Annotated in this window: 22 protein-coding genes and 2 pseudogenes; 9 read left to right on the top strand and 15 right to left on the bottom strand. The window is 45.1% G+C overall.

All coding sequences use genetic code 11. The features are described from left to right. Positions 1 to 118: 118 nt before the first annotated feature. Positions 119 to 1,540 carry a cation:proton antiporter gene (locus tag NIES593_RS02555; protein ID WP_073598100.1) on the bottom strand — a complete coding sequence of 474 codons (1,422 nt, stop codon included), beginning with the start codon at positions 1,538 to 1,540 and terminating at the stop codon, positions 119 to 121. A gap of 377 nt (positions 1,541 to 1,917) precedes the next feature. On the opposite strand from NIES593_RS02555, the gene clpB reads away from it, so the two are divergent. Next, a complete protein-coding gene (gene clpB / locus NIES593_RS02550; RefSeq protein ID WP_073598099.1) occupies positions 1,918 to 4,575 on the top strand; it encodes an ATP-dependent chaperone ClpB in 2,658 nt (885 codons plus the stop codon). A 37-nt stretch (positions 4,576 to 4,612) separates the two neighbouring features. On the opposite strand, the gene NIES593_RS02545 is transcribed toward clpB, so the two are convergent. After that, positions 4,613 to 7,096: a DNA gyrase/topoisomerase IV subunit A gene (locus NIES593_RS02545; protein ID WP_073598098.1), complete on the bottom strand. Its 2,484-nt coding sequence runs from the start codon at positions 7,094 to 7,096 to the stop codon at positions 4,613 to 4,615. An 86-nt stretch (positions 7,097 to 7,182) separates the two neighbouring features. Between NIES593_RS02545 and NIES593_RS02540 the strand changes: the two genes are divergently transcribed. Beyond that, the gene (locus tag NIES593_RS02540; protein WP_073598097.1) at positions 7,183 to 7,587 is read left to right on the top strand and encodes a response regulator; all 405 of its coding nucleotides are present in this window, start codon (positions 7,183 to 7,185) and stop codon (positions 7,585 to 7,587) included. A gap of 85 nt (positions 7,588 to 7,672) precedes the next feature. On the opposite strand, the gene NIES593_RS02535 is transcribed toward NIES593_RS02540, so the two are convergent. From NIES593_RS02535 to NIES593_RS25425, 3 genes and pseudogenes are all read right to left on the bottom strand, one after another. After that, positions 7,673 to 8,566 carry a tetratricopeptide repeat protein gene (locus NIES593_RS02535; protein ID WP_083602304.1) on the bottom strand — a complete coding sequence of 298 codons (894 nt, stop codon included), beginning with the start codon at positions 8,564 to 8,566 and terminating at the stop codon, positions 7,673 to 7,675. Between the two features lie 82 nt (positions 8,567 to 8,648). After that, positions 8,649 to 10,196, bottom strand: coding sequence for a bifunctional pantoate--beta-alanine ligase/(d)CMP kinase (locus tag NIES593_RS02530; protein WP_073598095.1), 1,548 nt, complete (start codon positions 10,194 to 10,196; stop codon positions 8,649 to 8,651). 94 nt (positions 10,197 to 10,290) lie between these two features. Continuing rightward, positions 10,291 to 10,572: pseudogene (locus tag NIES593_RS25425) on the bottom strand (septal ring lytic transglycosylase RlpA family protein); the annotation flags it as partial. A gap of 975 nt (positions 10,573 to 11,547) precedes the next feature. Between NIES593_RS25425 and purM the strand changes: the two are divergent. Beyond that, positions 11,548 to 12,576: a phosphoribosylformylglycinamidine cyclo-ligase gene (gene purM, locus NIES593_RS02520; protein WP_073598094.1), complete on the top strand. Its 1,029-nt coding sequence runs from the start codon at positions 11,548 to 11,550 to the stop codon at positions 12,574 to 12,576. Between the two features lie 52 nt (positions 12,577 to 12,628). Here purM and NIES593_RS02515 read toward each other — a convergent pair whose 3' ends face one another. After that, complete coding sequence (locus NIES593_RS02515) at positions 12,629 to 12,880, bottom strand: hypothetical protein (RefSeq protein WP_073598093.1); 252 nt, start codon at positions 12,878 to 12,880, stop codon at positions 12,629 to 12,631. A gap of 256 nt (positions 12,881 to 13,136) precedes the next feature. Here NIES593_RS02515 and NIES593_RS02510 point away from each other — a divergent pair, with 256 nt between their 5' ends. After that, positions 13,137 to 13,358 (top strand): AbrB/MazE/SpoVT family DNA-binding domain-containing protein, encoded by a 222-nt coding sequence (locus tag NIES593_RS02510; protein WP_073598092.1) that lies wholly within the window; start codon positions 13,137 to 13,139, stop codon positions 13,356 to 13,358. A gap of 4 nt (positions 13,359 to 13,362) precedes the next feature. Beyond that, complete coding sequence (locus NIES593_RS02505) at positions 13,363 to 13,755, top strand: type II toxin-antitoxin system death-on-curing family toxin (RefSeq protein ID WP_073598091.1); 393 nt, start codon at positions 13,363 to 13,365, stop codon at positions 13,753 to 13,755. Between the two features lie 12 nt (positions 13,756 to 13,767). Here the strand turns inward: NIES593_RS02505 and NIES593_RS02500 are convergent. Further along, positions 13,768 to 14,055, bottom strand: a pseudogene (locus NIES593_RS02500) (response regulator); the annotation flags it as partial. A 154-nt stretch (positions 14,056 to 14,209) separates the two neighbouring features. On the opposite strand from NIES593_RS02500, the gene hpnH reads away from it, so the two are divergent. Further along, positions 14,210 to 15,226, top strand: a complete 1,017-nt coding sequence (gene hpnH / locus NIES593_RS02495; protein WP_073598090.1) for an adenosyl-hopene transferase HpnH — start codon at positions 14,210 to 14,212, stop codon at positions 15,224 to 15,226. Positions 15,227 to 15,288: 62 nt separating this feature from the next. On the opposite strand, the gene NIES593_RS02490 is transcribed toward hpnH, so the two are convergent. Genes NIES593_RS02490 through NIES593_RS02475 form a run of 4 tightly spaced genes read right to left on the bottom strand, consistent with a single transcriptional unit; the run spans position 15,289 to position 18,801 of the window. After that, positions 15,289 to 15,921 carry a class I SAM-dependent methyltransferase gene (locus NIES593_RS02490; protein WP_175561015.1) on the bottom strand — a complete coding sequence of 211 codons (633 nt, stop codon included), beginning with the start codon at positions 15,919 to 15,921 and terminating at the stop codon, positions 15,289 to 15,291. Positions 15,922 to 15,941: 20 nt separating this feature from the next. Then, positions 15,942 to 17,060, bottom strand: coding sequence for a radical SAM protein (locus NIES593_RS02485; RefSeq protein ID WP_073598088.1), 1,119 nt, complete (start codon positions 17,058 to 17,060; stop codon positions 15,942 to 15,944). A 29-nt stretch (positions 17,061 to 17,089) separates the two neighbouring features. Continuing rightward, positions 17,090 to 17,992, bottom strand: coding sequence for an XrtA system polysaccharide deacetylase (locus NIES593_RS02480; RefSeq protein ID WP_083602300.1), 903 nt, complete (start codon positions 17,990 to 17,992; stop codon positions 17,090 to 17,092). A 53-nt stretch (positions 17,993 to 18,045) separates the two neighbouring features. Continuing rightward, complete coding sequence (locus NIES593_RS02475) at positions 18,046 to 18,801, bottom strand: WecB/TagA/CpsF family glycosyltransferase (RefSeq protein ID WP_073598087.1); 756 nt, start codon at positions 18,799 to 18,801, stop codon at positions 18,046 to 18,048. Positions 18,802 to 19,099: 298 nt separating this feature from the next. On the opposite strand from NIES593_RS02475, the gene NIES593_RS02470 reads away from it, so the two are divergent. Together NIES593_RS02470 and NIES593_RS02465 are read left to right on the top strand one after the other, a co-directional pair. Then, the gene (locus NIES593_RS02470; RefSeq protein ID WP_073598086.1) at positions 19,100 to 19,975 is read left to right on the top strand and encodes an energy-coupling factor transporter transmembrane component T family protein; all 876 of its coding nucleotides are present in this window, start codon (positions 19,100 to 19,102) and stop codon (positions 19,973 to 19,975) included. A gap of 74 nt (positions 19,976 to 20,049) precedes the next feature. After that, entirely contained in the window at positions 20,050 to 21,453 is a 1,404-nt protein-coding gene (locus NIES593_RS02465) for an anthranilate synthase component I (RefSeq protein ID WP_073598085.1), read from the top strand. 6 nt (positions 21,454 to 21,459) lie between these two features. On the opposite strand, the gene NIES593_RS02460 is transcribed toward NIES593_RS02465, so the two are convergent. The 4 genes from NIES593_RS02460 to NIES593_RS02445 all read right to left on the bottom strand — a co-directional run bounded on the left by NIES593_RS02460 (position 21,460) and on the right by NIES593_RS02445 (position 25,925). Beyond that, the gene (locus NIES593_RS02460; protein ID WP_073598084.1) at positions 21,460 to 23,451 is read right to left on the bottom strand and encodes an ABC transporter substrate-binding protein; all 1,992 of its coding nucleotides are present in this window, start codon (positions 23,449 to 23,451) and stop codon (positions 21,460 to 21,462) included. Between the two features lie 105 nt (positions 23,452 to 23,556). Then, complete coding sequence (locus tag NIES593_RS02455) at positions 23,557 to 24,057, bottom strand: hypothetical protein (RefSeq protein WP_073598083.1); 501 nt, start codon at positions 24,055 to 24,057, stop codon at positions 23,557 to 23,559. 18 nt (positions 24,058 to 24,075) lie between these two features. Next, positions 24,076 to 25,206, bottom strand: a complete 1,131-nt coding sequence (locus tag NIES593_RS02450; RefSeq protein ID WP_073598082.1) for a DUF1822 family protein — start codon at positions 25,204 to 25,206, stop codon at positions 24,076 to 24,078. Between the two features lie 29 nt (positions 25,207 to 25,235). Continuing rightward, complete coding sequence (locus tag NIES593_RS02445; RefSeq protein WP_073598081.1) at positions 25,236 to 25,925, bottom strand: hypothetical protein; 690 nt, start codon at positions 25,923 to 25,925, stop codon at positions 25,236 to 25,238. A gap of 123 nt (positions 25,926 to 26,048) precedes the next feature. Here NIES593_RS02445 and NIES593_RS02440 point away from each other — a divergent pair, with 123 nt between their 5' ends. Further along, positions 26,049 to 26,276 carry a hypothetical protein gene (locus tag NIES593_RS02440; protein WP_073598080.1) on the top strand — a complete coding sequence of 76 codons (228 nt, stop codon included), beginning with the start codon at positions 26,049 to 26,051 and terminating at the stop codon, positions 26,274 to 26,276. Positions 26,277 to 26,284: the final 8 nt, after the last annotated feature.

Below are 26,284 nucleotides of genomic sequence, written 5' to 3'. Positions count from 1 at the left end.
TCCTAACTCCCAAACGCATTAACAAGAAGGGACGTATCCAGAAATGCTTAGGTTTCAAATTTAAGGGAACTGGCGACCGGGAAAAATTTTCCCAATCGCCAATTCTCATCTCTTTTGGTTATTGTTTTCGAGTTGCTTCTACAGCTTCTGTCGCTGCTTCCTCAACGGTTGGGACTGTTTCTGCGGTGCCAAATACTATCCGTAACAAAGGCGGCGCGAGAAAAGTCGTCAAGATGACCATCATAATAATGGCTGCTTCTGTCGGTTTGGAGAGAGCGCCGCTAGCCGAACCGACACCGAGGAACACCAAGCCAACTTCGCCTCTGGGAATCATGCCGATGCCAATCGCCAAGCGATTTATTCCGGGTTGACCGAATACCGACCAGCCAGTCACCACTTTGCCGATAATCGCCACAACCATCAAAAATACAGCAAGGATTAAGCCCTCGCGATTGCTGGGAACGGTCGGATTGAGAACGCTGAGGTCGGTTTTTGCCCCCACGCAAACGAAGAAAATGGGGACGAGAATGTCTGCCACTGGAATAATTTGTTCGGCGAGTTCTTCTCGCTTTTCTGTTTCGGCAAGAACCAAACCAGCTGCAAAAGCTCCTAAAATCGCTTCTAGTTGAATGACTTGAGCGGTGTAAGACAGAATATAGGCAAAGACAAGCGAAGCCAGCAACAACTGACCGCGAGTTTTCATGGTATCGACCAGTCGGATAAAAAAGGGAATCAAAAAACGCCCCAGCAAAATAGCACCGATGAGAAAAACTCCGGCACTGATAATCAAGTAAATGACGTTGCTGATTTCGATTTCACCCGTTTTTACCAAACTGGCAACCACGGCAAGTACGATAATGCCTAAAACGTCGTCGAGAACCGCCGCACCGATAATAATTTGACCTTCGGTTGAATTGAGGCGATCGATTTCCGAGAGGACTTTAGCGGTAATGCCGATACTCGTTGCCGTGAGGGCTGCCCCAGCAAAGACAGAGGGAATAACGGGAACGTGGAATAGATAAACTAATCCTGCTGTTCCCAAGGCAAAGGGAGTCACGACGCCAACGACTGCTACCAATGCAGCTTGGGGACCAACGCGAATTAACTCTTTGAGGTCGGATTCCAAACCAATCTCAAATAAGAGGATGACTACCCCAAGTTCCGATAACAGAGAAATTACCTCGCTTTGCACGGCAAAAACGGACTGGGATCCTTCGGGAGTTAGAGCAGAGGTCGCTTGCAAAAACTGCATCAATAGCGAGTCGCCAGCATCGGCACTGCCTTCGGGAAACACCAGTAACTTCAAGGCAGAAACTCCAATCGCTACGCCGCCTATCAATTCTCCTAAAACGGGGGGTAAGTTTAGGCGCAAGCAAATTTCGCCCCCCAGTTTGCTTGTAAAGTAGATGACCGCTAAACTGAGTAACACGCCAGCGAGAACTAGGGCATCATCTGCTGTTCCTGCATCTGTCGCTGCTGCTAGGATGGGCAGATGAGTCCGCACAGAAGAAAAAGACAAGGTTGAAGGTAGTAAGTTCATCCAAATAGTTGTATCGACTATGGGTTCGCCAGAGATTGCTTTATCTACTGTACAAGCATCTCAAAAAAATCTGACTTTCTTTGAAAGAGATTATTTATTTGATGCGACTAAAGAAAATCGCTGCTAGGATAATCAATCCCAGTAGCGCCCAAGGAACCCAGAAGCTAGAGATTTCGATCGCCATAGGTTTTTCATCTATCGGGTTGCATTTAAATTAGCAATAATTATTTTTGGAAAATAAAATAGAAGCAAGATTTATTGGAGTTGACGGGACGATCGCTTGCCTTCCGTATGCCATAAAGGTCATTGTTCCCGCTCTCCTTGCTATACTAAGCACTGAAACCACCGATCTCAGAGGGATTCGTTTTTAGCCAATAATGCAGCCAACCGACCCCAATAAATTTACCGAACAAGCCTGGGACGCGATCGTTAAATCTCAAGATATTGCTCGCCGTTTTAGAAATCAGACCCTAGAAGTAGAACATGTTGTTTTAGCGCTTTTAGAAAAAGAAGGGCTAGCTACGCGCATTTTTGGGCGTGCTAACATCGATATCCCCCGCTTGCAGCAACAGCTAGAAGCTTTTGCCAACCGACAGGCAAAAGTTAGCGTTGTCGATCAACTCTACCTCGGTCGAGGACTTGATGTCATGTTAGATCGCGCCGAGGCTTCTAGAGAAAGTTGGCAGGATAAATATATTTCTGTCGAACACGTGTTGATGGGTTTTGCGGAGGACGAACGAATCGGACGGCGATGCTTGCGTATTTTTAATCTAGATCCGCAAGACCTAGAAGCCAACATCAAAGCGGTTCGCGGAACGCAAAAAGTCACCGAACCCAATCAAGAAGATAAATACGAAGCGCTAGTTAAGTACGGGCGCGATCTCACCGAACAAGCAAGAGCAGGTAAGTTAGACCCAGTAATAGGAAGAGATGAAGAGATTCGCCGCGTTATTCAAGTTTTATCCCGGCGATCGAAGAATAATCCCGTCCTAATTGGAGAACCAGGCGTTGGAAAAACCGCGATCGCGGAAGGATTGGCACAGCGCATCGTCAATGGCGACGTTCCCGAATCTCTCAAAAACCGTCAACTAATTTCCCTCGATATGGGGAGTTTGATTGCGGGGGCGAAATATCGAGGAGAATTTGAAGAACGCTTGCGAACGGTATTGAGAGAAGTCACTAACTCTGACGGACGCATTATTTTATTTATCGACGAAGTTCATACTGTCGTCGGCGCGGGTTCGCGGGAAGGTTCGATGGATGCGGGCAACTTGCTCAAACCCATGCTAGCGCGGGGAGAATTGCGCTGTATCGGCGCGACGACGCTAGATGAATATCGCAAGCATATCGAGAAAGATCCTGCCCTAGAACGTCGCTTTCAACAGGTTTATGTCAAGCAACCCAGCGTTGAAGATACAATCTCCATTCTGCGAGGACTCAAAGAACGCTATGAAGTTCATCACGGCGTAAAAATTACCGATTCTGCCTTAGTCGCTGCGGCTACGCTGTCCCATCGTTACATCAGCGACAGGTTTTTGCCCGATAAAGCGATCGACCTCGTAGACGAAGCTGCCGCTACGCTAAAAATGGAGATTACGTCTAAACCTGTAGAACTAGAAGCGATCGATCGCCGCTTGATGCAACTGCAAATGGAAAAATTATCCCTAGAAGGCGAGGAAAAGCGTCCGGGTATGTTATTAGTCGATCGCGCTTCCAAAGACCGTCTAGAACGCATCCAACAGGAAATTGAAGAATTAGAAGTCAAGCAAAAGGAACTCTCTTCCCAGTGGCAATCTGAAAAGCAAATGCTTGAAGAAATTAATGCCCTCAAGGAAGAGGAAGAACAATTGCGCCTGCAAGTCGAACAAGCAGAACGGGCTTACGATCTCAACAAAGCTGCTCAACTGAAGTATGGTAAGTTAGAAGTCTTGCAGCGCGAACTGGAAGCCAAAGAAACCAAACTCATAGAAATTCAATCCGAAGGCACTGCCCTACTGCGCGAACAAGTTACCGAAGGCGATATTGCAGAAATTGTCGCCCGTTGGACGGGGATACCGATCAATCGTTTGCTAGAGTCAGAACGCCAAAAATTGCTCCAACTCGAAGGGCATTTGCATCAAAGAGTCATCGGACAACAGGAAGCGGTAGCTGCCGTCGCCGCTGCCATTCGTCGCGCTAGGGCAGGCATGAAAGACCCCGGACGACCGATTGGTTCGTTCCTGTTTATGGGACCGACGGGGGTTGGAAAAACCGAACTGGCAAGGGCGCTAGCAGCATTCCTCTTCGATAGCGAAGATGCCATGGTACGGATCGATATGTCCGAATATATGGAAAAACATGCCGTCTCGCGCTTGGTTGGCGCACCTCCAGGATATATCGGTTACGAGGAGGGAGGGCAGCTATCGGAAGCGGTTCGCCGCCGTCCCTATTCCGTCGTCTTGCTAGATGAGGTCGAAAAAGCTCACCCCGACGTTTTTAACATTTTGTTGCAAGTACTTGACGACGGACGCATTACTGACTCTCAAGGAAGAGTTGTCGACTTCCGCAACGCCATTATCGTCATGACCAGTAACGTCGGCAGCGAGCATATTCTCAATGTTGCGGGAGACGATGCCAACTACGATAAAATGCACAAGCGGGTGACGGATGCCCTCAGAAAACATTTTCGCCCCGAATTTCTCAACCGCGTTGACGATTTGATTATTTTCCACACCCTCAAACGCGAGGAATTGCGTCAAATTGTCGTCATTCAAATTAAGCGAATCGAGCGGTTATTGGCAGAACAAAAAATTAGCTTGGAACTGACGGAAAGGGCGCTAGATTATATCGTCAATACCGGTTACGATCCGGTTTATGGAGCGCGTCCTCTCAAACGAGCCATTCAACGAGAAATCGAAAATCCAATCGCTACTAAAATTCTAGAAACGACTTTTGGCGAAGGGGACACGATTGTTATTGACTGCGTCAATAATGCCTTGATTTTTAGCAAAAAAGAGCCAATGCGGGTAGTAGAACCCGAAGTCGTCCATCCTTAAAATTTAGCCAGAAGATCGCGCCATTGGCGATCGCGTTTCAACAACCAATAACCGAGACGATCGCCTCATCCGCTTTAAGTTTAGCAACGCGATCGCCAATGCCATCTTTGCCCCATACAGCAACAGAATCTACCGACAAAGAAATGCCGCGATCTTTACTGGTTACCAAAACTACCTTTGTCTTCTCTTTAGCCAATACTATTCCCGCTAAATTATCCGTTTTGCTGGTAAACTGCATTGCCTGAGTGCCGATATCGCCAAGTTTAGCCAGTCGCAAGAGACTGATGGGTAGGCGCTTGCCATAGCCTAGCTGGGAAACCAATAATAAATTTTCGTCTGCATTGAGCGCGACGCAACCTGCTATATTCTCTCCAAAACGAAGTCGAAGAATTTGGTTTCCTTGAGCGCTACGTCCCAGAACGGGAATTTGCTCGTCATCGATCGCAAAGCGCAATAATCGCCCGCCTGTCGTCGCGATCGCTAAATCTTGTCCTTCTCGAGCAAAACAAACGCATCTGAGGCGATCGTCTTCTTTTAATTTAATCGGCGACAGTCCTCGATTGCCCAGGTTATCTAATTCTGAAACGGGCAATCGCTTAATCTTTCCTTTCTGGGTGAGAAGAATTAAGTCGATATTCTTCTGTTGGGGAAGAAAAAAGTGAGCGACAGTTTTTTCTGCATTCCTCTGAGCGCTTTTAGGCAAGAGACTGATTAAAGTTTTTTCTCGCCCTAGTGCGGGAGGAATGTCTTTTATCTCCACCGGATAAGCTTTGCCGCTATCGGTAATGACCAGTAATTGTTCTTGTTTCCCGATTGTCTGAGTCGAGATGACCAAATCGTTGCCTTTTTGGATTAAAGATTGAGGATGCCAATAGATATATCCTTGCTGGGTAATTTCTAGAACCGCATCTTCTGTGGGCGTTTGGGAGAAGAGTGGGAGAGGGGATGACGGAGTGTTCTTCTCTTCTAGTCTCCGGGGATCGTTACTTGGGGTAGGTTGAGGATTAAGGACTGACGGATGAGCTAAGATACGAGTGCGGCGTTCGTCGCCGAATTGACGTTTGAGCGATCGCAATTCTTTTTTTAATGCTTTCATCAGTTCGTTGCGATCGCCCAGAAGGATTTGTAATCGCTCGATCTGCGCCTGCAATTCGTCATATTCCGTTTGCAATTTTTGTCGCTCCAATCCCGTCAGGCGGCGCATGGGCATCGCTAAAATAGAATCCGCTTGAGCGTCACTAATGTCGAGTTGTTCGTGCAAGCTTAATTTAGCCGTTGTTCCATCGGGCGCATTTCTGAGAATTTCAACAACTGCATCCAGGTTATTGAGGGCTACCAACAGACCTGCCAGCAGGTGCAGGCGTTTTTGAGATTGTTCCAACTCGTGGGAGTATTGCCGCGTCAGGGTTTGCTCGCGGAACTTCAAAAACTCCTCTAATAGCTCGCGCAAAGATAGCTGACGGGGTTGGTTATTCACCAAGGCAAGCATAATCGCCCCAAAGTTAGTTTGGAGGGCGGTGTGCTGGTAAAGTTCTGCGAGAACGGTATTGGGGTTGGTTTCCCGTTTCAGTTCGATGACAACGCGCATGCCAGAGCGATCGCTTTCGTCTCGCAGGTCGGAAATGCCTTCTAAACGTCCCTGATTGACCAATTCGGCGACTTTTTCGATCCAAGCCGACTTATTGACCTGATAGGGCAATTCGGTCACGACGATCGCTTTTCCTTCCCTGTATCTCCGTTTGCCGATGTAGACGGTTTCTACCTTGGCTACGCCTCGAATTGGGATAATTCCTCGTCCGGTGCGATACGCTTCAATAATTCCTGCCCTGTCTACAATTTCTCCCCCAGTCGGAAAGTCGGGACCGGGAATCATTTGCCAAAGTTTCTCATCGCTCAGCTGAGGATTGTCAATCAGCGCAATTAACCCATCGACAATTTCCCCTAGATTGTGGGGAGGAATATTCGTTGCCATCCCGACTGCGATCCCAGCACAACCGTTGAGTAATAATAGAGGGAGTTGGGCGGGTAAAACGACTGGTTCTTGTTGAGAGTTATCAAAGTTGCTCGTAAAGTCAACGATCGCCTCGCTAATCTCGCTCAACATTGCCTGGTGAGCGATAGAAGCCAATCGGGTTTCGGTATAGCGCATGGCTGCTGGCGGATCGTCGTCCACCGAGCCAAAGTTCCCGTGACCTGCCAGTAGGGGATAGCGACTGGAAAAGTCCTGCACCATTCGCACGAGAGCATCGTACACCGCTTGATCTCCGTGAGGGTGATATTTTCCTAGCACGTCCCCAACCACGCGGGCACATTTCCGGTAAGGTCGATCTGGGGTTAGTCCGAGTTCGTACATGGCGTATAGAATCCGCCGATGCACGGGTTTTAACCCATCGCGCGCGTCTGGTAACGCTCGCCCCACAATCACGCTCATGGCATATTCGAGATATGACCGTTCCATTTCCACATGAAGAGCCGTGGGTATAATTTGACCAGTCGCTAATAGATTTAGCTGTTTTGCCATGAGTTTTTCTTTCCTGAGTTCAACAAACGCCAACCGAAGGGGTTAATAGCTTCCTTCTCCTACCATAACTTCCTTAAGTAAGCGCTATGACAACCGTTTTGATTGTAGAAGACGATCCCATAAATTTCCGCGTTTTTGCCAAAATTCTTACAAAGCGCGGCGGCTTAGAGGTAAAAGGAACCGAAGATGTAGAAGAAGTGATGAGAATCGCTCGCTCCAGAGAAGCAGACGTGATTTTGATGGATGTTTCTCTAGCTCATAGCGTTTATCAAGGTAAAGCGGTAGATGGGATCGCAATTACCCAGATGTTGAAATCCAATCCTCAAACTGCTTCTTTGCCCGTCATTCTGGTAACGGCTCACGCCATGGAAGGGGATCGAGAGAATTTTCTCAAACAAAGTGGTGCTGATGGATACATCTCCAAGCCCGTTGTGGATCATCAACAGTTTATCGCTCAGATTCTAGAAGTGGCAAATAAAAATCAAAATTAGGAGTTGGGTTAGTGGTTAATGAATAGTGGTTAGTTGTTGGTGGATATAATCCTACTAACTACTAACTACTAACCCCGATCTTTTATCACGGTGCTGGTGCTTGTTGTCCTTCGGTTTGTGCGGGTTGAGTTTGGATGTTGGCAAGGACGGCTTGCATTTTGGGGGTGGCTAAAAAGGTTTTAGTATCGGCAATTAGACGCTCGCCCCAAAGATTTTCTTTGAGAAACTCCAAATCGGCATAGCGACCGTCGAGTGAGAGCGCTTCTTCTGCTAGCTTTAAGCCTTCCTCTTGTTTGCCTTGAGCGTAGAGAGCAACGGCAACTGCCAACTTGGGTTCGGCTTGTTTATCGTCAATTGCGATCGCGGCTTGCCATCTTTGAATCGCCCCATCTACATTGCCCTGTTCGTATTCGATCAGTCCGATATTATTGAGGGCGGGCCAAAACGTTTTTTCTTGCGCGATCGCTTTTTCATAGGACTCAATCGCCTCGGATGACTTTCCTAATTTCAGATAAGCATTGCCCAGATCGAATAAGGCGGCGGGAACGTCCGGCTTCATCTTTAAGCCTTGCTCGATCTCGGTCGCGGCTGCCGCATAATCGCCTTTTTGGAAATAGGCATTGCCCAGCGTAAACTTAATTCCTGCTTCTTCTGGGGCGAGGGAAAGAGCTTTTTGGAGAACTTTAATCCCTTCGTCTAACTCTTGCTGTTGAACGTATAAGCTTCCCAAAATAAACCAGGTTTCATAGCGTTCTGACGCTAGTTGAGTCGCTAGTTTGGCTCTGGGTAAAGCCAGCTCGTACTGTTGAAAGCGTACTAATTGTATAGCCTCTTCCGCCAGCGCCAATCCTTGCTGTTCTAATTGTTCGGCGTTGAGTTCTGGCGTATAGGGCACCAAGGCTTGTCCCATCGCGGGCAAGGTAGCGCTCCACACGCCCGCACAAGCGAGAACAGAAATTAACCAATTCAGCTTAGGCACAATATTGTCTCGAAGAATTTTTCACTCGTTCTTACCCGATCCATCTTATCGAAAAGAGGAACAAACAAAGAGAAGACATTTATCAAGCCTTAGAATCGAGTTGCTCGTACAGATTAATAATTTGCTCGGTCACTTCTTCAATGCTCAACTTATCCGTGTCGATCTTAATGGCATCGATCGCCTGTTGCAGGGGAGCAATTTCCCGATGGCTGTCGAAGTAATCTCGCGCCTGGATATCTTGCTCTAATTGCTCCAGACTGATTTCTTCTCGTCCTTGTTCCTTAAAATCTTGCCAGCGCCGCTTGGCTCTCTCCTCCACCGAAGCCGTGAGAAAAATTTTCAATTCGGCATCTGGAAAAACGGCAGTCCCAATGTCTCTTCCCTCAGCAACGATTCCCCCTGTTTTGCCATAGCGTTGCTGCTGTTGGACTAATGCCTGGCGAACTGAAGCTTTGGCAGCAATTTGGGATACGATCGCCGTGACTTCTGGAGTCCGAATGGTTTCGGTTACGTCTTCTCCATTAATTTTGACGCGGGTTGGATTGGGCGGCTCGGCAGGAATTAGTTCTAGGTTCGCTTGAGTCACTAATTCTGCGATCGCGCCTTCATCGTCCAGAGAAATTCCCGATCGCATGACCAACCAAGCAACTGCCCGATACATGGCTCCCGTATCCAGATGCAGCAAATTCAAGGACTGGGCAACGCGACGAGTGACGGTAGATTTTCCAGCCCCAGCGGGACCGTCGATAGCGATAATTGGTCGGCGGTGTCGCAAAATGACATTATCGATTAAGCGCGTCGAACCAACATATGCCGCGATCGCAAGTAATCCGGCTTCCTCTATTTTCTCCAAACGAGTTAGGGTTTGCGGATGCACCAACTCGACATACTGAACCTTGACTTCTGGAGTCAGCGCCAATTCTTGCTTGACGATATTGATTAGCTTAAATGCCTCCCGCTCTCCGGTGCAGAAAGCTTTGCGGGCTGCTTGCAGGCTGCGATAAATAGCTTTGGCTTGTTCTCGTTCGGTTTCGCTCAAATACTGATTGCGAGAACTGAGCGCTAGTCCCGACGCTTCTCTAACTGTCGGACAAGCTTTGACTTCGACAGGGATATTTAAATCCTTAACCACCCGCCGCAGAATCGCTAGCTGTTGCGCGTCTTTTTCCCCAAAATAGGCATTGTTGGGCGCGATAATGTTGAACAACTTGGTCACTATCGTTGCCACTCCCTGAAAATGCCCCGGTCTAAACTGTCCGCACAGCACCGATGTCATCTCTGGTGGTGGCACTACTGCCGTCACGGTTGACGAAGGCGATTCTTGAGATGGCGGAGTTCCCATCTCCTCAACAGTTGGAGCAAAAACAATATCTACTCCATACTGTTCGCAAACCCGACAATCTTTTTCTAGCTGACGGGGATATTCTTGTAAATCTTCGCTAGGTCCAAATTGCAGCGGATTGACAAAGATACTGACGACGACGATATCGTTTTCGGCAACTGCGCGCTGGATCAAACTTGCATGACCGAGGTGCAGCGCCCCCATTGTTGGAACTAAGCCAATCGCGCGACGGTCTCGCCGACTTGCCAGGGCAGAGCGCAATCCAGCCACCGTTTTATATAGATGCACCGCCTTTTCTCCTCATGCGAGTAGGGGTCAAACTTGGGGATACGAACCCCCAGTTTTTAGCTTACCAGTCCCTACTCATTTGGATCTCGCCCAATTACTGTCCGAGAATTTCGAGGTTGACTGGGCCTACGCCGCTACGGTGGAGTCCGATTGCCCTGGCGGCAGCAGCAGATAAGTCGATTGCCCGTCCGCCCACAAAAGGACCGCGATCGTTAATGCGAACGATAACGGAGCGACCATTGTTCATGTTGGTTACTCTAACTTTCGTCCCAAATGGCAGGCTGCGGTGAGCTGCGGTTAAATCATTTTGATTGAAGCGTTCGCCATTGGCTGTTTGCCGTCCGTGAAAGCCTGGCCCGTACCAAGATGCCATGCCTCGCATCTGCTTGACTCCCGCTTGCACGGATGCGGTCTTACTCGACTTGGATTTGACTTGAGTGCTGTCTTTCTCTTTCACGGGAAAATCGAGAAAGGTTATTACTGCGGTGGCGCGATCGCCAAGGGTGACAGCTTGCGACAAGGGTTTGGCTATCTCATTTGATGCGCCCGCCTTTTCAGTTGTTTCCGAAATTCGATCGCGCTCAGTTGAATCTATATTTGAAGCTACTGCCGCAATTTGCGAATTGCCTAGGAACGTAGTTGTTCCTAAGATTGTTGCGAATGCCGTCGTGGTAATCTTACCCAAGAATTTCTGATTCATAAGCTCCATTTGTTCAGTAAGTTGGCGAATTAAATAAATTAAATTCATGGGAACATTTATTCATTTGCCAACGATCGCTCCTCACAAAATTTGCTTTGCATTATCTAAAGCTGATATAGATTACCATGAATTTCTCGGCAGGGATCGCCATCATTTAAATCATTTATTATGTTTTAAATTGAAACTTTAAATAAAGCTTGACAAACTAAAATTGGAAGCGGTATGTTTTAGGGTTTTGTCGATTTCGTATTACTTAAATCGTTAACAGACCTTGACATTAGTAAGAATAAGCAGCCCAAAAAAATTACTAAAACTATTGCCGGATAAGACGATCGCGGTTTTAGCCTTCGCTGCAAAAAGTTTTAGATCGCCCGTGTAATTACGGGGGTAAAATGGAGTTAAGAGGTAAAAATCTTGTCAAAAAGAACAAAAATTCTAATCATTAGTGATTTTTAAGATAAAAAATCAAAATAGGTGATTGACTTTTTTGACAAAAAAGAGTAGGTTCGAAAGATTTTTATTTCGCTTGCTCTTAATTTTTTATAAAAATTTTATATTTTAGCTCTATCAATCGGTAGCACTTGTGCTATGCACCTAATCTCCTTAGCATAAATGATGGAGAATCATCTATCATTAAGGATTTCTGTTTCTATGGATTATCGAGAAGCTGGCGTAGATATAGAAGCAGGACGCTCTTTCGTCGAAAAAATTCGTCAAGGCGTTGAAAGTACTTATCGTCCTGAAGTATTAGGGGGATTGGGGGGATTTGGGGGATTTTTTCAATTGCCCTCTGGGTACAAAGAACCCGTCTTGGTTTCGGGAACCGATGGCGTTGGAACTAAACTAAAAATCGCTCAAGCGATGAACCGTCACGACACCATTGGCATCGATTTAGTCGCCATGTGCGTCAATGACGTTCTTACCTCTGGCGCAGAACCTCTATTTTTTCTTGACTATTTGGCAACGGGCAAGCTCAATCCCCAACAACTTGCTGAAGTCGTCGCTGGGATCGTAGAAGGATGTCGTTTGAGTGGATGCGCCCTTTTGGGGGGAGAAACGGCTGAAATGCCTGGTTTTTATCAACTAGGAGAATACGATCTTGCCGGATTTTGTGTGGGAATTGTAGAGAAAAGCCAGATTTTAGATGGTTCTCAGGTTAACATCGGGGATGTTGCGATCGCGTTGGCAAGTCAAGGGGTTCACAGCAATGGTTTTAGTTTAGTGAGAAAAATTATTGAGACTCAAGGATTGGATTGGGATTTCCGTCCAGATTTGCTAGGAGGGCAAAGTTTAGGAGAGGTTTTGTTAACTCCTACACGAATATACGTAAAACCGGTTTTGGAAGCCATTCGTACCGGAATCGAGATTCACGGGATGGCACATATTACGGGGGGAGGATTGCCGGAAAACTTACCCCGTTGCTTGAAGGGAGGTCAATCGGTGCAGGTGTATTCCAACAGTTGGGAAATTTTGCCCATCTTTCGGTGGTTGGCGCAAGTGGGGGAAGTCAATGCTCGGTCGATGTTTGATACGTTTAATATGGGCATTGGTTTTGTCGTTATCGTGCCGCGCGATCGCGCTGAAGATACTTTAAACTGGTTTGAGTCAAAAGATATTGCTGCTTATCGCATAGGCGAGGTTGTTGAGGGAACTGGAGAAGTTCTGGGATTGTCGTATTAAGGGGAGTGCGATCGCGTCTTACTATCTTAATCCCATAACGACATTACCCCGCTTAACGGTCAGTTTTGGCTGCGTCATAGTTGTCGTAAATACTCATCTCTGGACTGTTCCAGTCGTCTGCAAAGGTGGCTAAATTTGCACGCAGTACCTCAGCTTGCGCTTGGTCGATATCGTGAGACTTCAGATCGATCTCACCGGGTTGCAGGAAGGTAACAATAACCCGTGTTTCATCTGGAATGTTATTTGGCAATTCCGTTAGCTCTATTCGACCGTGGCGATAAATTCCTTCAACGCTAGTCAACATTTGATATCCCTGCGCTCTACTGCAATTACTATTGTCTACTTGTAGTAGCTATGAGCTTACTATCAACCTAACGAATAGGCTCGCTGGCAGCAAGTTTTGGGGCTGTCGTATTGAGAGGAGTGCGATCGCGTCTGACTATCTCAAATCCCATGTCGTTGCTTAAAATATTAGACTATGACAAAATTCCTCAGCGATCGCAAAGCTATCTGAAGTAAAATAGAGTTATTACAGTAGTAATAACTTTTTGAGAAAAACAATGAAATTAAAACTTCGTAAAATCGGCAATTCGCTAGGAATAACGATACCAAAAGAGGTTTTAGAGAAATTCAAGTTAGGTGAAGGAGACAGTTTATCTTTATTTGAAACTAGAGAAGGCATCCAGCTTACTCCCTACGATCCTGAATTTGAAAAAGCAATGGAAATTTATCGAGAAGGAAGTATTAAATACAAGAATGCACTCAGAGAATTAGCCAAATAATTCAATGAACGAACCTATCTGGCTCTCAGAAAAATTAGTCGTGGCTATTCATTGGGATCAGATAGTTACTCATGGAGGATTAGACGGATTAAGGGATGCCAACCTTCTAGATGCCTCTTTAGCCAGACCTCGTCATTTATGGACATACGCTCATCCCGATTTGTTTGAATTAGCTGCTGCTTACGGATACGGATTAACCAAAAATCATCCTTTTATCGATGGCAACAAAAGAACAGCATTTATGGTTATGTACGTATTTTTGGGCTTAAATGGCTATTTTATTGATGCTCAAGAAACAGAGGTCGTTTTGACGATGGAACAACTTGCCAGTAGCATTCTCACTCAAGACGATCTGGGGATTTGGCTGAAAAAACACTCAAAACCGCGATCGCTTTGATTAATTAGACAGTTAAATCAATCGCTTGAGCGTTTCAATCAAGATTTTTCGATCGAAATCTCCCTTCGTCAGATAAGGATTAGCACCTGCCTCTGCACCGCGACGCTTATCTTCAGCCGATGCCAGAGTAGTCACGAGAATAATCGGCAGTTCGCTATATTCTCGATCCTGGCGAATCTTCGCCGTCAGTTGCAACCCGCTCAGATTGGGCATTTCAACATCGGAAACCACGGCATCGAAATTGTCCGCTCGCAGTTTGTTGAAACCTTCTAATCCATCAACGGCGATCGCAACTTCAAAATACCATCTAAGTATCTTGCACAAGCGCAGAGAAGGACGAAAGATCGATCGCTTTTAGCAATAAATAAGCAACAGTAAAACCTATATAAGTTCTTCTCCTCTTTCTCGTTCCACCGTATATAATGACTCGGCATATAGAGGTGAGAGGAGACTTATGGCCGTTCAATGGCAACAAGCTTTAGCAGTGGGGCAATATATCGTTACCCAGCGTTTGAAAGGGCGTAAGCGCTTTCCGTTGGTTTTAATGTTGGAACCTCTATTCCGATGCAATCTAGCTTGTTCGGGTTGCGGGAAAATTCAGCATCCACCAGAAATTCTCAAACGAAATCTAACCCCCGAAGAATGTTTTGCGGCGGCGGAAGAATGCGGTGCACCTGTGGTTTCCATTCCTGGAGGAGAACCGCTACTGCACTCACAGATTGACGAAATTGTCAAGGGGTTGTGCGATCGCAAAAAGTTTGTCTATCTCTGTACCAATGCCCTATTGCTAGAAAAAAGCCTCGATAAATTCCAGCCTTCTCCCTATCTCACGTTTAGCGTTCACTTAGACGGTTTGCAAGAACAGCATGATAAATGCGTCGATCGCAAGGGGGTTTTCGATACCGCTATTCGTGCCATTCGTGCAGCTAAAGCAAAAGGATTTCGCGTCACGACTAACACGACAGTGTTTGAAGGTGCCGATCCCCAAAAAATGCAAGAATTTTTTGATTTTCTCGAAACGCTGGGGACTGATGGAATGATGATATCTCCAGGCTACAGTTATGAATGGGCCCCCGACCAAGGGCATTTTCTGGTGCGGGAACGGACGAAGGCACTCTTTCGAGAAATTCTTTCCCCTTGGAAGACAGGCAAAAAGCAGTGGAACTTCAATCACAATCCCCTATTTTTGGATTTTCTTATGGGCGAGAAGGATTATGAGTGTACCCCCTGGGGAAGTCCTAGCTATAGCGTTTTGGGGTGGCAAAAACCCTGCTATCTCCTTAATGAAGGTCACTATAAGACGTTTAAGGAACTCTTAGAAGAAACTAACTGGGAAAATTACGGTCGCGCTAGCGGCAATCCTAAATGTGCGGATTGTATGGTACATTGCGGTTACGAACCCACCGCCGCCATGGATGCACTGAAACCAGAAAATATAGGACGGGCGATTAGTAGCGTGTTTGGAAGTTAAAGCCGTAGTGCGGGCATTCTGCCCGCGCACGGGTATAACCCAAAGCGAGGGAGACGATCGCACTACTGGCGCGATTGCTCTTTTTGCATCGGAACATACATTGGAACATACATTGAATAGGACTTAGGAAATCCTGCCACGCATTCAGTATAAACTTTTGCTTCGGGAAATAAAGTCTTTAGTCTCCCCAGGCTTAACACCCGCGTTTCACTCATCTGCTTCCACTTGAATTCCCGTCCCTGCCTTTGCCAGTGACGAATCCATGCATTTTTGAGACTTGGTGGATAAAACCACCAAAAAGGAAGGTTACAATGCGCCTCAATCGGGAACCACATCGAAGGGGTTTGAATCCAATAACTAGGAGCCAATCGGCGCACTGTCTTGGCGAAGGCTTCTTGTCGCGCTAGGGAACCGACGTGTTCGATGACTCCATTACTGAATGCGATGTCAAAACTGTTGTCTGCCAAGTCTAAAAGCTCACAGGCATCGGCTTCAACGAATCGGTATTGGCGTGTAAACGATCCTCGCTTTCCTGTAAATGCTCCCGGTAAATTTAACACAGTAATGTCGAGATCGATCGCGATTGTCTCCCAAAATTCCGGCAATCCGCCGAGATCGACGATCCTGCTTCCTGGTTTAAGGCACATTAACTCGATGAATGCCTCCATGCGACGTTTGCGCCAGTGGCGTTGCATTCGAGGTTTTATCGCTTTTATCATGACCCTTTAAGGGCTGTCGTTGCCCGACGAAGAAATAGCATGCCTAGTTCGAGTTTCTGAGCGAGAGTTCTGTGAGAAAGACACGAGTTAGCACAATCCACCTCGCCAAATTTGGTACAGGCAACCATCTGAGCGCGCAAGCGTTGAGCTTGTTCGCCATACCAAATCTCGCGGGCGCTATGGGTTTTGACGTTGCCAAGCGGTGGGTAAAACCAACACGAGATAACGTCGCCGTTGGTGCGGATGTGATAGTCTCGCAGGCTAACGCGGCAAGGAGAAGCACCATGATAGACTTTGTTGCCCTGAAAGTGGTCGATAAAGGAGCGAAGTTTGGCATCGTTGGTTTCTATGAAGGCTCCTTGCTGTTTCATGGCAATTAGAGTCTCGATGACTTGTTTTAAGACTTCGCGATCGCTCTCTTCCCGTATCCACAGTTCCGTTTCTATTTCGGCAAGACCGAAAGCTGGACGGACGGGAGCAAAGTCAATTGTCGTTGCCCCTATGCGCTGCGCCCACTCTACCAGTTCCGGCAGGTAGCGAAAGTTGTAGCGATGGACTGTGGGTTTGATGCGGATGGGAAACTTCAATCCCAGTCTATCTCGTTCTTGTCGCAAAAAAACGATTCCTTGCTCGATTTTACCGAGAGAACCTGGCACTCCTCGCACAAAATCGTGAATTTCTGAGTCTGCGCTATCAACCGAGATATCTAAATTTACCGGACGCGCTGCTACTACTCTTGTAGCCGTCTGGCGATCGAAAGTCGAGCCGTTGGTAATAACTCCCCAGTCGATTTTATGGGAGTAGCAAAATTCTAATAAGTCTACAAATCCTTTTTTAATAAACGGTTCGCCGCCACCAAATTGAATGACATAAGAGCCAATAAATTTTTTTAGACTCAACAGCGCTGTTTGCCATTCCGGGATGGTCATTTCATCTTTGTAATTCTCTAAACGCCAGAATTTACAGTAGCGACATTTATAGTTACATCGCTCGTTAACTATACCTTGAATTGCTAAGGGTTTAGTCAGATCGTAACCTGTTTTTAGATATAGCGTTTCGGGAATTGTGTGAGTGATATGGCGTGTTGCTAGCTTGATTAAATGTTTTAATTGCATTTTTTTAGTTTCAATAAAATTCTTTTCAATTAACTGGCTATTAAATAGGAATCGCTGGAAAATAAATTCCAGATTGTTTCAATACTACTGAATCGGAATTGCGCGATCGCATGCTCAAATTTCGAGCGAGTTTGTTTGAGATTGACATAAGTTGTGAAAGAACGAGCTAAACTCATTGTTAATCGAGGATGATTGACATCAAATTCTCGCGGATGGAGATAGACTAATGCGGGTTTTCCTCGCGCGTTGAGATAAGTAATTGCTTGCTCGATCAGCAGATAGGGGGCTAGACGAAAGTATCCGCCCCCAAAAAGATAAATTTTTTTACCTAACCAATTGATAGGAGTGACTGGAATTTCTAGGATTCGATTTCCTCTAGGGGTGGTCATCCAATTTTCTGCTTCTGAAAAGCCTGGAAAACCACCATGATTTCTCTTCATTGGAAAAATTGAAGCATCGTAATAAAACCCCAATTCTACTAAAATATCTAGAGCATATAGAGTTTCAGGCACGATAGAAAAACCGGGAGCGCGATAGCCAAGAATTGGTCGAGAAGTAATTCGAGAAAGATGCTCTAAAGATAAGCTAACATCGCGACGAAAGCGATCGGGCGTTAAATTATAAATCAGTTCATGACTATAACCATGGCTGCCAATTTCATGACCTCGTTTTTCAATTTCCCGAACTAAATCTGGAAAATGCTCGGCAACCCATCCTAAAACAAAAAATGTTCCTTTGGTTTTGTATTTATCTAGTAAATCTAAAATAAAAATTGTATTAGATACAACTCGACTTTCGAGTTTTACCCAGGTTTTAAGTGGAGGAAGTGAAGGAATATCTAAAATATGAAACCAGTCTTCAACATCTATTGTCAGGATATTATCGATGTTATTTTTTATCTGATACTTGATTTTTATATCTTGGGTTTTCATATTTTTTAGAATTCAAATGATTTGTTTTTTTTAAATCCTATCTGAAAATTTCTCTAAGTAAAAGGATTTTTATAAAGGTTTAATTTTTGTCTGAGAACTAAACCTAAAAAGGGAGGATCTTCTACTAAATATCTTTTCCAAAGTCTCTTAGGTTCGCTGAATAATCTATAAGGAGTTTCTAGTCCTACCTCACTCATCCACTTTGGCGCTCTTTTTTTGTAACCTGCTTCAAAATCAATTGCCGCACCAACTGCTAAAAATATTTTAATTTTGTCGAGCTGATTTTTATATTTAATAATCCATTTTTCTTGCTTTGGTGCCCCGACTCCTACAACCAAAACTGTTGCTTCAGAGCGAGCGATCGCATTGACTATCTCAAGACATTCTTCTTCATTTTTTCCAAAGCAAAAAGACGGAGAATGAGCGGCAACTACAATTTCTCTGCCAACTTTTTGATTGATTTTTTCTTGGGCTTTTTGAGCCACTCCTTCAGCTCCGCCCAGTAAAAAAATTTTGATATTTTGATTTTGTTTATTGTAAAAATAAAAAGCAGGCAAAAGATCGGAACCAGAAATTTTTTCTTGGATAGGGGTTCCTAAAAAATCTAAAGACCACTTCAAAATTTGACCGTCACATACTCGATAATCAGCTTGATTATAAGCCTCATAAAATTCTCGGTCGATTTGTAGTTTCATCAGGTGGTCTACATTGGGAGTAAAGACTATACCTCCTTCTAGACTAAGTTTTTTAAGAAGTTCGGTCATTGAGATATTGTCAAGAAAAATATTGAGAATATTAACTTTACTCATTGTTTGGGAAAAAGTTTAGTTTTCGATCGCTTTTGAAAAATAATAGTAAATAGATAAACAGACGGTTGAGGTTTGCGAATTGAGTCTAGGTAGCGTTAAACTTACATAAGACTCACCGATAAATAGATAAAAATTAACAAAAATTTATAGATGCAAGGTTTTGTAGTCACTATAGTTGGCAATTAGTCTAAATTTCTAATCGAATTCACCCAAACTAGAAAGATATTCGCACAGTGCGATCGCGATTCTCGATACTTGATAATAGTGAGCGATCGACAATAACGGATCGACTTAACCAATGGACTTACTCCGTTCGCTTCCCATAGGACTTTATTTAGAAACCCCCCTAACCTGGATGCATCGACTCGATCCAAGGGTAAAACTTGGCTGGTTGATGACGTTTCTAGCTGCGCCTTTATTAGCCAATCCCTGGTGGCGATTGGGAATCGTAGGGTTACTGATGTTATTAACGTTTTTAGCGGCGATTCCTCGGCGAGTTTGGCGACAGCAAATGGGCTGGTTGCTGACGCTATGTATTTTGGTATTTATCATTACCTGTTTTGTGCCCGATGGATTGGGAGTAACCTCTCAGCCGCGACTTCCCGATGGCAATCTCCAGTTGCCTCAGCCTACCGATTATCACTACGTCTTGTTTGAGAGAGGGCGGTTTGTTATTACCCGTCGTTCTTTGGAATTAGCAGTGCGGACGAGTACCTTGATCTTTACGCTGATATATAGTACCAATCTCTATCTACTCACTACTGCACCAGAAGAAATTACAGCCGGACTAGAAGAGTTGCTAGAACCCGCCCGCCGCACCAAATTACCCATAACAGAGATAATGCTAACCTTGACGCTATCGTTGCGATTTATTCCCCTGGTATTGGAAGAAGTGCAAAATTTGGCGCGATCGATTCGGACTAGGGCAATTAATTGGAAAAAACTGGGAGTTAAGCGCAGTTTAAAGGTATGGTTAGTGGTAGTCGAACGGCTGCTAGAAAATCTTCTCTTGCGTGCCGAACAAATTTCAGTGGCAATGGAAGTGCGAGGTTTTACCAGTCCGAACCAACATCGCGTTCAGTGGCATCAACTCCGTTTGGGGCGAATTGACTGGTTTGTTTTGTTTGCTTTAATTCCCTTTTGGTGGGCGCGATTGATGTGGGGAGGAATGTAACAGTTCCAGTGACCAGTTATCTTCCAACTCCTGAATCCTAAAACAAAGGACTAATGACTAATGACCAATGACAGATGAAGCAGTTATTACCTTGGTATTGGAGAAGGCTACCATTAGGGAAGCGAACGGGTTCGGAGGTTTTTGAGCGGTTGTTTTATCGTCCGGGCGCAGTTGCGACGCTTTTAGAAAGTCCAGCTACACCCTCTAGCGATCGCTCTCCTTTATCTCGCTATTCTATTTGTGCGGGATCTCCCCGTCTCGTCGAGGGTAAACTACAATTGTGGACGCCGCCCATTGGTGAAATCCTGCCTTTTCTTCGCCGTCTTCTGCAAAAAGAGACAAGAGAAAGGGAAATACCGGAACATTTGCCTTTTACAGGAGGTTGGTTGGGCTGGCTGGGATACGATCTAGCCTGGGAAATCGAAAAACTCCCCTACCTCAAAGACGATTCCCTGCCTTTTCCCGTTGCCTATTGGTACGAACCCGATTCCTTTGCCATTCTCGACCATTGGGAACAAACCTTATGGCTAGCCAGTACCAATCTAGATGACCTCGATCGCCTACAAAATCAATTAGACTCAAATCCCTCCCCCTTGCCCCCTCCCCTCCTCACCTCGTCTTCCTATCCTCTCTCATTCCTATCCGACCAAACAGATTACGAGCAAGCCGTTAGAAAAGCCAAGCAATACATCCAAGTAGGAGATATTTTTCAGGCGAATCTTTCTCTGCGGTTTCAAACGTCTACCAATGCTGATAGTTGGACGATTTATCGAACCTTGCAAACGATTAATCCATCTCCCTTTGCCAGTTATTGGCAAACTTCTTGGGGGGCAGTTATTAGCTGCTCTCCCGAACGATTGATTCAATTGCAAGGACGCAAAGCGCAAACGCGACCGATCGCGGGAACCCGTCCTCGCGGTACTGACGACGAACGCGATCGCCAGTTAGTTAGGGAATTAATGACTAATGTTAAAGAAAGAGCCGAACACGTAATGCTCGTCGATCTAGAGCGTAACGATCTCGGACGAGTTTGCCAATGGGGTTCCGTTCGCGTTGACGAACTGTTGAGTGTCGAACGCTATAGCCACGTCATGCATCTCGTTAGTAATGTGAGCGGTATTTTAGAGCGCGATCGCGATACCGTCGATCTCATTGGTGCCTTATTTCCTGGCGGTACGATTACTGGATGTCCGAAGGTTCGCTGTATGGAAATTATTGAAGAACTCGAACCCGTCCGCCGCAATTTATTTTATGGATCTTGCGGCTATCTAGATCGACGAGGCAATCTTGATTTAAATATCCTCATTCGCACGCTTTTATATAGCTCATCCTCTCCTTCTCTTCCTGCAACCGTTTGGGGGCAAGTTGGGGCGGGTATCGTGGCTGACAGCGATCCAGAAAGGGAATGGTACGAATCGCTCAACAAGGCACAAGCTCAGTTGGCTGCTCTGAAATTGGCTAGTTCTTGTCCAACATGAAGCCTATCAACGAGGTAGAAGAACAAATTTGTAGCCTGAAGTTTTAGGATTTGGTTTAACCTTTGCAATTAAACCACTTCCTGGGATAAATTGGCGATCGCCCGATGGCAAAAACTTAATTGTTCCCGTGACTCCCTCAACCGAAAAAGTTCTGTCTGTGAGAGTGTTTTTCAGTCCTTCACGGGTTTGACTTTGTTGCAAGGCGGCAGTAATTGCCATTGTCGCGTCGTAAGCTTGCGCACTGCGCCAATTCACCTCTCCGCCCCACAATTGTCGCGCTTGCTTGCGGAAAGGAGCGTTATAAGGCAGTGTATCGGGATGCCAAGGAGCAACTAAAGCTATGCCGTTGACGGCTTGCTGACCTTCTTTTAAAGTTTTGTAGGTATAGAGAGTGGGACTGCCAAAAAGGGTTAAGCGTCCTTGATTGGCTTGTGCCATCTCTACTGCTTTGCCGATTCTATCGACGTGAGGGGCTAACAGGAGGCTATCGGCACCACTACTGACGATTTCTAAGATTTTTTCTTCAGGATTGTATTGGGGATCGTCAAAATCGCATTTAACATTAATATACTGTTTGCCTTCTGCTTGGAAGCTGTTAATAAATTGATTGCGAAACGATTCATTATCAACCGCAGCTCTAGACGAACAAACGGCAATTTTAGTTTTGTGGGCGGTGTGGACAATGTAATCGGACAAGGTATCGGTTAAAAAGCGGATGGTAGGAACCATGCGGAAGATATAATCTCCGCTAGAGGATAACTTGTCAGAAAAGCTAGTAGGGGTAATCATGACTAGACCGCCCCGATTATAAACCGGAGCGGCAGCAACTGAGGCATCGCTGGAATTATGTCCGACAACGGCTAAGGTTTGAGGGTCTTCTATAAAGGTGTTAGCAAGTTGTATAGCAAGGTCGGGGTTATTTTCATCATTGGCGATCGCTACTTGTAAAGGTTTCCCGTTAATCCCTCCCTTGCGATCGATCTCGTTTTGCGCTTGCGCCACGCCTCGCAAAATCTCTTGCGCTACGTCGAGGTTGCTACCGATGGGAACGCTGACAATAATTTTGTAGCTGCTTTTGTCGCCATTTCGAGCATTGTTGAGGTAAATCAGCGTTTCTGGATCGTTGCGCTGTTTTTGAAGGGATGCTTGAAACTCGGAGGCAGCACGGGCAAAATCTTTTTCCTCAAAAGCTTTTACGCCTTTTTTCTTCTCGGATGTGACATTCTCCTTGACTAAAATTTCCTCTCCCATACTGATGCGATGGGGGATAGAAGGATGGATTCTTTTGTAGATTATTAGACTTAGAGGAATTATGCTGACAAGAAATGCGATCGCTACTCCTACTGCGATTCTAGGAGTGGGGGGAAGCCACTTTAAAGTAGGTGCGGTTGGATTTTGATAGATGGCAGGCAGCCAACTCGCACAAGGTAATTGGTGTTCCCTTTCTTCATCTTGCAAGCGTTGTCTGGCATAGCGCACGGATAGATCGAGAGATTCCCCACTAGAAAAGCGAAAGAGAAAATATTCTAAAAATCGCTGTGCTACGCGATCGGGGACGGGTTCTCGCATAAAAATGACATAAGGAATCCGAAAATTTGCTAGATTCCGGGCTATTTCTAAACCGTCACAGGAGTTAAAAATCGCCAGTTTTAAGCCATTTCTAACGGCTTGGCTCAAGTCGCTCTCTAACTCTTTTAGGGAGATACTATCGTCTTCTTTTAGCTGAATAAATCCACTCTCTCCCTCTTTCTCCGAATAACTATGCCCCGCAAAAAAGAGCAGATCCCACCGTTGCTCCGATAATCTATACCTAAGTTCTCTACGGGTGGGTTGAGTGAGGGGAGTAATTCTTGCTCCTCGTTTTTCTAACTTAGCAAGTAACTCCTCATCTGGTTTTAAATCGATATTTTCACTGTTGCCAAAAATCACTAAGATTTTGACTGGGTTTCTCAAGGCTATTTTGACTGGCTTTTTGAAGGCTAAGGAGACGATCGTCACTCGATTTTAGATTTTGGATTTACGATTTTGGATTAACAAGAGCCTGAAGTTACTCGATTTTAGATTTTAGCTTTCTTCTTTAATTTAAAATCTAAAATTGCTCGGTCAGGAAAGGTTGGGGTTCGCATAACTAGCCGTACTGAAGGTAGGTTCGCTGTTGGGACGACGCTTAAATAAATCCCACAAGTGCCAAGGTAGCTTCCAGAGATCCCGATTTTGGGTTGCTATAATAATCCGTGCCGTCTCTTCTGGTCTAATTGCATCTAGCACGCAATCTCGCAATTCCCGAATTTCTGGGGTATCTAGCCACGCTTTCATCTCGTTTTCAATGATTTGCGCCGCTTTTTTAAAATCTTGCTCGCTATGGTTAGTTATCTGTGGGGGGATCTCAAGGCGAGGATGACGAATCCCTGCATTGCGAATTGTGGGAGTGTTGTAATAGGCATCTTGCCAGTCCCGATAGCACTGGAGAAGTTCGGGATGACGCGGGAGTTTTCCATGAAAGTTGCGATCGCTCTGTTTTCCCTCTTCGCCAATTTGCACAATGACAGGAAATCCCTGCTCCAAATTGCCATCGCCAATTTGGAGGACAACTAGCTTACCCATAGCGATCGTCCTTATTTTTTAAATGATAAAATATTCTATAAAACTCGTCTCCTCTAACGCTACCTTGACACTAAATTTTTCTCCATTTTCTGCAATTAACTTTAGCTGAATATAGTTATCTAAAGGCTGAGATCTGGCTTGTACTTGAGCAACAGGATTGTCCGATTCATAGACACTCAGTTGCAAAAGAGGAGGTAAAGTATCCCGATTTCCCATTGGGTAAACTCGCAGGAGGACGGCTACTTTTTGGTCGGGCTTTTCTAAAAGAGCTACCATCAAGGCAACTCGATGACCTCCTAATTGCATTCCCAGATCGATAATTCGTCTTACTCCTGCTGCTGGATGGGTTGGCTCGATCTCCCACAGCATTTCGGCTGCTTTCCAGCGCGTTTCCTCATCCTGAGTTGCTTGTAGGATTTGAACTAGAGCAGGAATCGGATCTCGATCGGGAGGGGGAAGGATTGGTGAGGATGGCTTTCCTGTTGGAAACAACTGTTTAATTTGTTGTCGCAACCATTCCATTTTGTCAAAACGAACTCTGCCAAGGCGAAAGGCTAGGGCAGGATTGGCTTGTTGATTGTTGACGATAACTTCTTCAATTGCCTCCCAACCAGTTGCAAATATATTATCAAACCAGTCACTTAAACAGACAAAATTAAGGGTAGGTTTATACAAAAATTCAAGGAAGTCGTCAAGAGATTGCAGACAAGAAATTGGAATTTTTTCTTTCGAGACTGTGGGGAGAAATCCTAATAGAGTTCCTTGATAGCATTCTATATCTAATCGAACAAAAATATAGCCGATTCGTTCGTCCCAGACATCCGGTGGAATCCAAGCAAATTCTTGACCTGCTCGAACGGGGCGACATTCTAAATGTCCTAATTTTTTGAGTTTTAAATCTGTTACTTTTAAGTCGGCTACATCAGCACACAGGCGAGTAATTGGATTCCAACTGTAGCTGGATTGGAGATCGGTTGAAATCCCTAGCATTTCTAAGTAGCGATTGACTGCCAGTACGGCTAAGGTATTGAAATAAACTTGCTTTTGTTTTTCTTTTGTCGGTTGCTGTTGAGCAAATTTAATGGCGAGCTTACTATCGCCTTGAGTCAGAGGAATTGTCAGGGGTTGAGAGAGGATTGATTCAATCATTTTTTGCCTGGAGTTAAAGTGCGATCGATTCAAAAAATTTCAGCAAAATGACTTTTGCCAAAGTCTTGGAGTTTGGGCAAACATTTGCGCTGATAAAAGCTACTTAAGGTAGGAATAGAAACTCCAAATTCATTGGCAAGAATTTTCCAAGCTGTTTCTGGAGGCAAGCGACGGAGGATTAAAACATAACAATTAATGTCGGGGTGCTTGTCTACATGAATTTGGCTTAATCGCTCTCTATTTTCTTCTAGCCATTCTTTAATTTCTTTTAGCAAAGAATGAGAGTTTTCTGAAGGGGCTGCTAAATTTTCCCAAGGATATATGATTTCTCCTGTTTCTGGAGAAATGACTGGGGAAATTCGATTGTCGTATTCTTGCTGATTTTTTTTCAGAATCTCTATGATGGCAAATTTGAGATAACTATTAAACCAGGTAAATACACTTCCTTTATCTGGATTATAAGCTTCTTTTGCTGTAGTGGCTTCGCATAAGTTGCCACAGAAATACTTCCAGCTTTTCTGAAGTGCTTCTTGATAGTCATGAAAATTAATATTTCCATAACTTTTCATAATTTTTCCCGATTTTTGCATCAGGCTAACGATTTGATTCAGTCTTTTATTTCGTTCTAAACTGCCTCTTGGATAGCTACGGGCTTCTTGAATAAGTTTGCCGATTTGACAATCGAAATCATCTAAGTTATTGTTCCAAGGATTCGCCATAATAATAATCTAGTTCGAGTTTAAGTAATCTCGAATAGCTTTTGCCTTAGTTATTCGGGTACAATTTTCTATTGAATTGGTATAAAATCGTATCCCGACGCGCTAGGTCGTACCTGAATTAAAATGGCTTTACCCACGCGATCGCCTGTCGGTAAAAACTTCATTTCTCCGTTTGCACCCATAAAAGAAATTGACTTAAGCGATTCTTTCGCTACCTCTTGGGCAACTTTTGCGCCAGGTTCGCCAGGTAAATCCCATAACCATTTCCAAATTCCTACTAATACTAATTTTCAGGTTTTCGCGATCGACATCCTTCTCCCTTCTCCCAATTTGGGAGAGGAGTTGGGGTGAGGGCGATC

The organism is Hydrococcus rivularis NIES-593 (assembly GCF_001904635.1).
GTDB lineage: Bacteria > Cyanobacteriota > Cyanobacteriia > Cyanobacteriales > Microcystaceae > Hydrococcus > Hydrococcus rivularis.
The sequence above is the reverse complement of the archived record's forward strand: the minus strand, read 5'-3'. Positions and strand labels throughout refer to the sequence as shown.

Bases quoted from the DNA above. Each gene is read 5' to 3' on its own strand.
- NIES593_RS02555 (WP_073598100.1), bottom strand. From the start codon at position 1,540: ATGAACTTACTACCTTCAACCTTGTCTTTTTCTTCTGTGCGGACTCAT.
- clpB (WP_073598099.1), top strand. From the start codon at position 1,918: ATGCAGCCAACCGACCCCAATAAATTTACCGAACAAGCCTGGGACGCG.
- NIES593_RS02545 (WP_073598098.1), bottom strand. From the start codon at position 7,096: ATGGCAAAACAGCTAAATCTATTAGCGACTGGTCAAATTATACCCACG.
- NIES593_RS02540 (WP_073598097.1), top strand. From the start codon at position 7,183: ATGACAACCGTTTTGATTGTAGAAGACGATCCCATAAATTTCCGCGTT.
- purM (WP_073598094.1), top strand. From the start codon at position 11,548: ATGGATTATCGAGAAGCTGGCGTAGATATAGAAGCAGGACGCTCTTTC.
- NIES593_RS02515 (WP_073598093.1), bottom strand. From the start codon at position 12,880: ATGTTGACTAGCGTTGAAGGAATTTATCGCCACGGTCGAATAGAGCTA.
- NIES593_RS02510 (WP_073598092.1), top strand. From the start codon at position 13,137: ATGAAATTAAAACTTCGTAAAATCGGCAATTCGCTAGGAATAACGATA.
- NIES593_RS02505 (WP_073598091.1), top strand. From the start codon at position 13,363: ATGAACGAACCTATCTGGCTCTCAGAAAAATTAGTCGTGGCTATTCAT.
- hpnH (WP_073598090.1), top strand. From the start codon at position 14,210: ATGGCCGTTCAATGGCAACAAGCTTTAGCAGTGGGGCAATATATCGTT.
- NIES593_RS02490 (WP_175561015.1), bottom strand. From the start codon at position 15,921: ATGCAACGCCACTGGCGCAAACGTCGCATGGAGGCATTCATCGAGTTA.
- NIES593_RS02485 (WP_073598088.1), bottom strand. From the start codon at position 17,060: ATGCAATTAAAACATTTAATCAAGCTAGCAACACGCCATATCACTCAC.
- NIES593_RS02480 (WP_083602300.1), bottom strand. From the start codon at position 17,992: ATGAAAACCCAAGATATAAAAATCAAGTATCAGATAAAAAATAACATC.
- NIES593_RS02475 (WP_073598087.1), bottom strand. From the start codon at position 18,801: ATGAGTAAAGTTAATATTCTCAATATTTTTCTTGACAATATCTCAATG.
- NIES593_RS02470 (WP_073598086.1), top strand. From the start codon at position 19,100: ATGGACTTACTCCGTTCGCTTCCCATAGGACTTTATTTAGAAACCCCC.
- NIES593_RS02465 (WP_073598085.1), top strand. From the start codon at position 20,050: ATGAAGCAGTTATTACCTTGGTATTGGAGAAGGCTACCATTAGGGAAG.
- NIES593_RS02455 (WP_073598083.1), bottom strand. From the start codon at position 24,057: ATGGGTAAGCTAGTTGTCCTCCAAATTGGCGATGGCAATTTGGAGCAG.
- NIES593_RS02450 (WP_073598082.1), bottom strand. From the start codon at position 25,206: ATGATTGAATCAATCCTCTCTCAACCCCTGACAATTCCTCTGACTCAA.
- NIES593_RS02445 (WP_073598081.1), bottom strand. From the start codon at position 25,925: ATGGCGAATCCTTGGAACAATAACTTAGATGATTTCGATTGTCAAATC.
- NIES593_RS02440 (WP_073598080.1), top strand. From the start codon at position 26,049: ATGGCTTTACCCACGCGATCGCCTGTCGGTAAAAACTTCATTTCTCCG.